Raw genomic sequence first — 6,829 nt, 5'->3', positions numbered from 1 at the left:
CTCGGCGTGTCCCTTGCACGAGGCGATACTCTACACAGAGATCATGGACACCGGCAAACCAGCACGTGAAAGCGGAGTTCTCCGCCTTTCCGCCACCCTCTGGACGCAACCCCGGCGTTGCCGGGAGACGCCGGAAGGACCCCGCAGGGTGCCACCACCCGGAACATCGACCCGGTGAGCCCGCCCGGTGTGTCCGCCCGTCAGCTGCCCCGGCATCCACGCATTCTGACCATTAACCCCCGTCAGCCGCATGCCCCTCCCCGGGCATGCGGAAACGGCGGGCCCCACCGAAGTGGGACCCGCCGTCCATCCTGCGACCCTGACGAGACTTGAACTCGCGACCTCCGCCGTGACAGGGCGGCGCGCTAACCAACTGCGCCACAGGGCCATATCAAACATGGAAACTGCATTTCCACAGTACTCCCAACGGGATTCGAACCCGTGTTGCCGCCGTGAAAGGGCGGAGTCCTAGGCCACTAGACGATGGGAGCCCTACCTCTACCGAAGTCAACCCGGTAACCGGGCCACTCTGGTCGGCAGCTCGTTTAGAATAGACTACCACCCGGACATACACAAAAATATACCGTGACCAGCATATTGAGCACCATCACACGTCCCGTCCGCTCACGCGTGGTCACGGGCCCCGAACAGCGCTGTACCGACGCGCACACAGGTGGCCCCTTCAGCGACCGCCAGCGGGAAGTCCCCGGACATCCCCATCGACAGTTCCGTCAACAGCGCCGGATCCACCACTGCACGCTCCCGTGCCCGCTCCAGGATCTCCCGCAGCCGCACGAAGCAGGCCCGCACCTCGGCCTCGTCCCTGCTGTGCGCGGCCACGGTCATGAACCCACGGACCCGCAGTCGGTCACAGCCCGCGGCCGCATCCATGATCGCGTCGACCTCCTCCGGGGCCGCCCCGGTCTTCGACTCCTCCCCCGAGGTGTTCACCTGCACCAGGACATCCAACGTGCGCGACCCGTCCGCCACTGCCCCGAGACGCCGCTGGAGCGCACCTGCCAACCGCACCGAGTCCAGCGCCTGGAACTCTGCGGCGTGCTCTGCCACGATCCTCGCCTTGTTCGTCTGCAGGTGTCCGATCGCCACCCACCGGACCTCGGGGAGGTCGGCGACCTTGCGCTGGATCTCCTGGGGTTTGTTCTCCGCCAACTCGGTCATCCCGGCCTCGACGGCGAGACGCAGCCGCTCGACAGGCACGGTCTTGCTCACCGGCAGCAGCCGCACCTCGGCGGGGTCGCGTCCCGCGGCCCGGGCTGCCGCGTCGACCCTGGCGCGCACGGCGTCCCACCGGGCACGGAAGTCCGCGGCGGTCTCGGTGTGGATGTCAGCGGGTGTCCCCGGCAGCGTTCCCGGCAGTGTTCCCGGCAGTGTCCCCGGCAGCGTTCCCGGCGTCTCAGGCATCTCGAAGTCAGTCACGGCCCTCAGCCTAGTCGCCGCACCGGCTCCGCCTTGACCACCGTCTCGTCGAACTCGGCGTCCGGATCCGACTGGATGACCACCGCCCCGCCGACGCCGTAGGTCAACCGCCGGTCCTTACCGGTTCCCGTGGCCACCAGGGTGCGGATCACCACGGACAGATCCACCGCTCCGTCGAGCGAGAAGTAGCCGACCGCCCCGCTGTAGACGCCGCGCGGAGCATCCTCCAGATCCTCGAGGATGCGCATCGTGCGCTCCTTCGGTGCCCCGGTCATCGAGCCCGGAGGGAAGGACGCGGCGACGGCGTCCACCCCGGTGACGCCGTCCGCCAACCGGGCGGTGACGGTACTGACCAACTGATGGACAGTGGCGTAACTCTCGACGTCGAACAGTGCGGGGACGCGGACGGTGCCCGGCGCGGCGACCCGGCCGAGGTCGTGGCGCACGAGATCGACGATCATCAGGTTCTCCGCCCGGTCCTTCTCACTGCGCTGCAGGTCGGCGCGGTTCCGTAGGTCGGCCTCCTCGGTGTCCCCCACCGGTCGGGTGCCCTTGATCGGCGAGGAGGTGACCACCCCGTCGGCGGTGACGCTGAGGAACCGCTCCGGCGAGGTGGACATGACCGTCAGCCCCGGTAGCCGCAGATAGGATGCGAAGGGGGCGGGGTTGTCGCGCCGCAGCGCCGCATAGAGGTCGAGCGTGTCCGCGGTGGAGGTGACGTCCAGGGTGGTGGTCAGGCACGCCTCGTAGGTCTCCCCGGCACGGATGAGATCCTGGATCCGCCGGACCTTCGTGGTGTACCCCGACCGGTCGTGGAAGGTGAGGGCTGCGGAGACGTGCGGTGCGACCGGCACAGAGCCCGGCACAGAGCCCGGTACAGAGACCCGCTCGGTGACCGGCTCAGTGACCGGCTCAGTGACCGGCTCGGCGCCGGTGACCGCGTCCCCGGTCTTTGCGTCCCCGGTCTCCGCGTCCCCGGTCTCTGTCGCGTCCGCCAGCCTGCGCACCACTGCGGCGGTCATCTCGACCCAGGCGGTCTCGTCGGCGGTCGCCCACGGTCCCGCGTCCCGCTCCAGCGGACGGTCGAGGGTCAGCAGGTGCACCTCGGAGCGGTCGTGGTCGATGACCACGGCCCGGTCGAGGAAGACGAGGGCGGCGTCGGGTTGACCGACGGAGGCCGCGGAGTGACGGTTCGGCCCGCCCTCCCCCGGACAGCACTGCGCCTTCACGCCGTACCCGAGAACGCCGACCCACCCGAGGCGGAAGGCGAACGGCGGTTCACCGGCGAGGTCGTCGTCGAGTCCGCCACCGCGGATGTTCCACCGCTCCAGGTCCGACCGCAGCCAGTCCAGGACATCCGCCCGCTCGGTCCGGGTGGTGCCGCCGCGGCTGACGGTGACGGTCCCGGCGTCAACGTCGGCGGTGAGGATCCGGGCAGACGGGCCGGCGTGTCCCCCGCCGGCGGACCCCATCACCGAGAACCTCGCGCGGGGGTCGTCGGTGGCATTGCCGTCGAGCCAGACGGCGGGCGCGGTACGGGGGTGCCCGTACATGGTGCGGAAGAGGTCCTGCGCGAACCGGCGGGTCGTGGCGGGGGCGAGTCCCGTGAGTGGGACGATCCTGTCCCGGACCTTGCGGATGCGACCGTGTTCACGGGTCAGTTCAGCGAAGTTGGCGAGCAGTTCGGCCCCGTGCCCGGTTTTCACCGACTCGGGGTGGAACTGCACCCCCCAGAGGAGTTTCCCGGGGACACTGAGCCCCATGACGGTACCGTCCTCGCTGCGGGCGTCCACGGTGACGGTGCCGGGGAGGTCGGTGACGGCCAGCGAGTGGTAGCGCACCGCCTCGAAGGGCGAGGGGACACCGCGGAAGATGTCGCGGCCGGCATGGCTGATCCGGGACGACACCCCGTGCACCGGCGTGGGGGCGGGGCCGACGGAGCCGCCGTAGAGGTGGGCGATGAGCTGGAGGCCGAGGCAGATCCCCAGGACCGGGATGCGTCGCTCGACGGCGGCGGCGATGACGGCCGGCCCGATGCCGACGTCGGCGGGGTTCAGGGGGGTTCCCGGCCCCGGTGAGATGACGATGTTGTCGACGCGGTCGAGCAGGGTGGTGCCCTCAGCGTCCCAGCGCTCCCAGTCGTTGGGGATGACGACGGGCTCCCCACCGTTGACCCGGATGAGGTCGTGGACGAGGTTGAAGGTGAAGGAGTCGTGGTTGTCGACGAGCAGCGTCCTGATCATGCCGCCGAGACTACCGGCCGCACCCGCCCACTCCGGCGGGCCGCCCCCGGCGTGACCGGCTACTCCCCTGCCAGTGACAACCAGGTCTGCACCACGGTGTCCGGGGTGAGCGACATCGACCCGATGCCCTGCTCCACCAGCCATGCGGCGAGGTCCGGGTGGTCGGAGGGTCCTTGACCGCAGATGCCGACGTACTTGCCGCGGTCGGTGCAGGCCTTGACCGCCGAAGCGAGCACCTTGAGCACCGCGGGGTTGCGTTCGTCGAAGTCGTGGGCGACGAGTCCGGAGTCACGGTCCACGCCGAGCACCAGCTGCGTCATGTCATTGGAGCCGATGGAGAAGCCGTCGACCCGGTCGAGGAACTCGTCGGCGAGCAGGTAGTTCGAGGGGACCTCGCACATCATGACGATCTGCAGGCCGTTCTCGCCCGCGCCCTCACCACGCTTCAGCCCGTGGGACGCCATGACCTCGAGCACCTCGTCGAGCTCGGGCACGGTGCGGACGAACGGGACCATGATCCTCACGTTGTCCAGCCCCATGTCCTCACGCACCCGGCGCAGCGCCTCACACTCCATCGCGAAGCAGTCACGGAACTCCTCGGAGACGTACCGGGCGGCACCGCGGTAGCCGAGCATCGGGTTCTCCTCGTCCGGCTCGTAGCGGTCACCGGCGATGAGGTTGGCGTACTCGTTGGTCTTGAAGTCCGACAGCCGCACGATCACCGGCTTCGGCGCGAACGCCGCGGCGATGGTGGAGACCCCCTCGACGACGCGCCGGATGAAGAACTCCCGCGGATCGGGGTAGGCGGCGATGATCCGGTCGATCTGCCCCCTCAGGTCGTCGGGCAGGGTGTCCCGCTCCAGCAGCGCCTTCGGGTGCACGCCGATCTGCCGGTTGATGATGAACTCCATCCGTGCCAGGCCCACGCCGTTGTTCGGCAGCGCGGAGAAGGCGAAGGCCTGGTCGGGGGTGGCGACGTTCATCATCAGTTTCACCGGGATCTCCGGCATCTCACCGAGGTCCGTGGTCTTCTCCTCGAACGGCAGGATGCCGCGGTACGCCCGGCCGGTGTCGCCCTCGGCGCAGGAGACGGTCACGTCCTCACCGTCGGTGAGCACCGTGGTGGCGTCCCCGGTGCCGACGATGGCGGGGACGCCCAGTTCGCGGGCGATGATCGCGGCATGGCAGGTACGGCCACCGCGTTCGGTGATGATCGCCGAGGCCCGCTTCATCACCGGCTCCCAGTCAGGGTCGGTGATCTCGGCGACGAGCACGTCACCGGTCCGCATCTTGTCCATGTCCCTGAGGGAGCGCAGCACCCGCACCGGGCCGGCGCCGACGCGCTGGCCGATGGAGCGTCCCTCGACGAGGACCTCGGCGTCGCGGGTGGCGTCCGCGTCGAACTCGAAACGGGACAGGGTCTGCCCCTCCCGGCGCGACACGACCGTCTCCGGGCGGGCCTGGAGGATGTAGAGCCCTCCGTCGAGACCGTCGAGGCCCCACTCGATGTCCATCGGGCGGCCGTAGTGGTCCTCGATGGCGACGGCGTGGCGGGCGAGTTCGGTGACCTGCTCATCGGTGACGCTGAACCGGACGCGGTCCCCGTCGGCGACGTCCTCCCAACGGGTGGCGGTCTCGATGCCGTTGCCGTCGGCGTAACGCATCGCGACGGCCTTGTCGCCGACGGTGCGGGAGAGCACGGCGTCCCTCCCGGTCCGACCGTCGCGTACCGCGGGCTTGGAGACGTAGAACTCGTCCGGGTTCACCGCACCCTGGACCACAGCTTCGCCGAGCCCGTAGGCGGCGGTGACGAAGACTGCACGGTCGAATCCGGATTCGGTGTCGACGGTGAACATCACACCGGACGCGCCGATGTCGGTACGGACCATGCGCTGCACACCGGCGGACAGGGCGACATCGTCATGGTCGAAACCGTGGTGGACGCGGTAGGCGATCGCACGGTCGTTGTAGAGGGACGCGAAGACCCACTTCACGGCCTCGAGGATGTTGTCGATGCCGCCGATGTTGAGGTAGGTCTCCTGCTGCCCGGCGAAGGAGGCGTCCGGCAGGTCCTCGGCGGTGGCGCTGGACCGGACGGCCCAGGTGACCTGGTCGGGGTGGGGATCGTTGTCGACGAGCCGGGCGTAGTTGTCCCGGATGTCCCGTTCAAGTGCCTCGGGGAACGGCTGGGCGAGGATCCAGCCGCGGATCTGCTCGCCGCGTCTGGTCAGTTCGTTGACGTCCTCGACGTCGAGGTCCGCGAGGAGTGCACTGATTCTCCGGTCGAGGCCGTCGACGGCGAGGAAGCCCCGGTAGGCGTCGGCGGTGGTGGCGAAACCACCGGGTACGCGGACCCCCGCGTCGGCGAGGTGGACGACCATCTCACCGAGGGAGGCGTTCTTGCCGCCGACGCGGGGGACGTCGTCCATGCCGAGGCGGTCGAAGGGGATGACGTTGGCTGTGCTGCTACTGGACATGGTGTGGTCCTTTCGTTTCCTGCTCAGGTGTGGCGCAGGTCCATGGTGGTGAGAATGATGCTGGCCATCTCCTCCACACTCATGGCGTGGGAGTCGATGAAGGGGATGCGGTGGGCCCGGTAGAGCCGTTCAGCCTCACGCAGTTCGGTGCGGCAGCGCGCGAGACTGGCATATCCGCTGCCCGGTCTTCGTTCACCACGGACCTCGCTGAGCCGCTGGGCGGTGGTGGTCAGGCCGAAGAGGCGACCGGTGTAGGGGATCAGTGCGCCGGGCAGTTCACCGGGTCGGTCGTCCTCGGTGAGCGGGTAGTTGGCGACCCGTAGGCCGTGCTGCAGGGCGAGGTACATGGCGGTGGGGGTCTTGCCGCAGCGCGACGGGGCCAGAAGGATGAGGTCCGCACGGTCGAGGTGGCGGAAGTCGGCGGCGTCGTCGTGGGCGATGGAGAACTCCACCGCGTCAATCCGGTCGTGGTAGCGCGCCAGATCGCCGACGCGGTGGTAGGCGGTGGCGGTGCCGGAGCGTTCGGTACCGAGGATGTCCTCGAGACGGGCGAGGTGTGTGCCGAGGAGGTCGATGACCTCGCCGGGGGCTTTGCTGAGCTCAGCGGCCACAGCGGTACCACGGACGGTGAGGAAGATCAGGGGTGCCGGGCCGCCGGCCCCGGTGGTGCCG

Annotated in this window: 4 protein-coding genes and 2 tRNA genes; all 6 read right to left on the bottom strand. The window is 69.2% G+C overall.

Annotated elements, in window-relative coordinates:
• Positions 1-314: 314 nt before the first annotated feature.
• Positions 315-388, bottom strand: a tRNA-Asp gene (locus tag QZV72_RS08465).
• 30 nt (positions 389-418) lie between these two features.
• Positions 419-491, bottom strand: a tRNA-Glu gene (locus QZV72_RS08460).
• Positions 492-624: 133 nt separating this feature from the next.
• Complete coding sequence (locus QZV72_RS08455) at positions 625-1,437, bottom strand: YggS family pyridoxal phosphate-dependent enzyme (RefSeq protein ID WP_297007288.1); 813 nt, start codon at positions 1,435-1,437, stop codon at positions 625-627.
• 5 nt (positions 1,438-1,442) lie between these two features.
• A complete protein-coding gene (gene pabB, locus QZV72_RS08450; RefSeq protein ID WP_297007286.1) occupies positions 1,443-3,680 on the bottom strand; it encodes an aminodeoxychorismate synthase component I in 2,238 nt (745 codons plus the stop codon).
• Between the two features lie 59 nt (positions 3,681-3,739).
• On the bottom strand, positions 3,740-6,157 hold the full coding sequence (gene ppsA, locus QZV72_RS08445; protein ID WP_297007283.1) for a phosphoenolpyruvate synthase: 2,418 nt from the start codon (positions 6,155-6,157) through the stop codon (positions 3,740-3,742).
• 23 nt (positions 6,158-6,180) lie between these two features.
• Positions 6,181-6,829 (bottom strand): kinase/pyrophosphorylase (locus QZV72_RS08440; protein ID WP_297007282.1); only part of this gene is annotated, 649 nt, incomplete at its 5' end.

It is taken from the genome of uncultured Corynebacterium sp. (assembly GCF_902782855.1).
GTDB lineage: Bacteria > Actinomycetota > Actinomycetes > Mycobacteriales > Mycobacteriaceae > Corynebacterium.
Note: the sequence above shows the minus strand (reverse complement) of the source record. Positions and strands in the feature narration are given on the sequence as shown.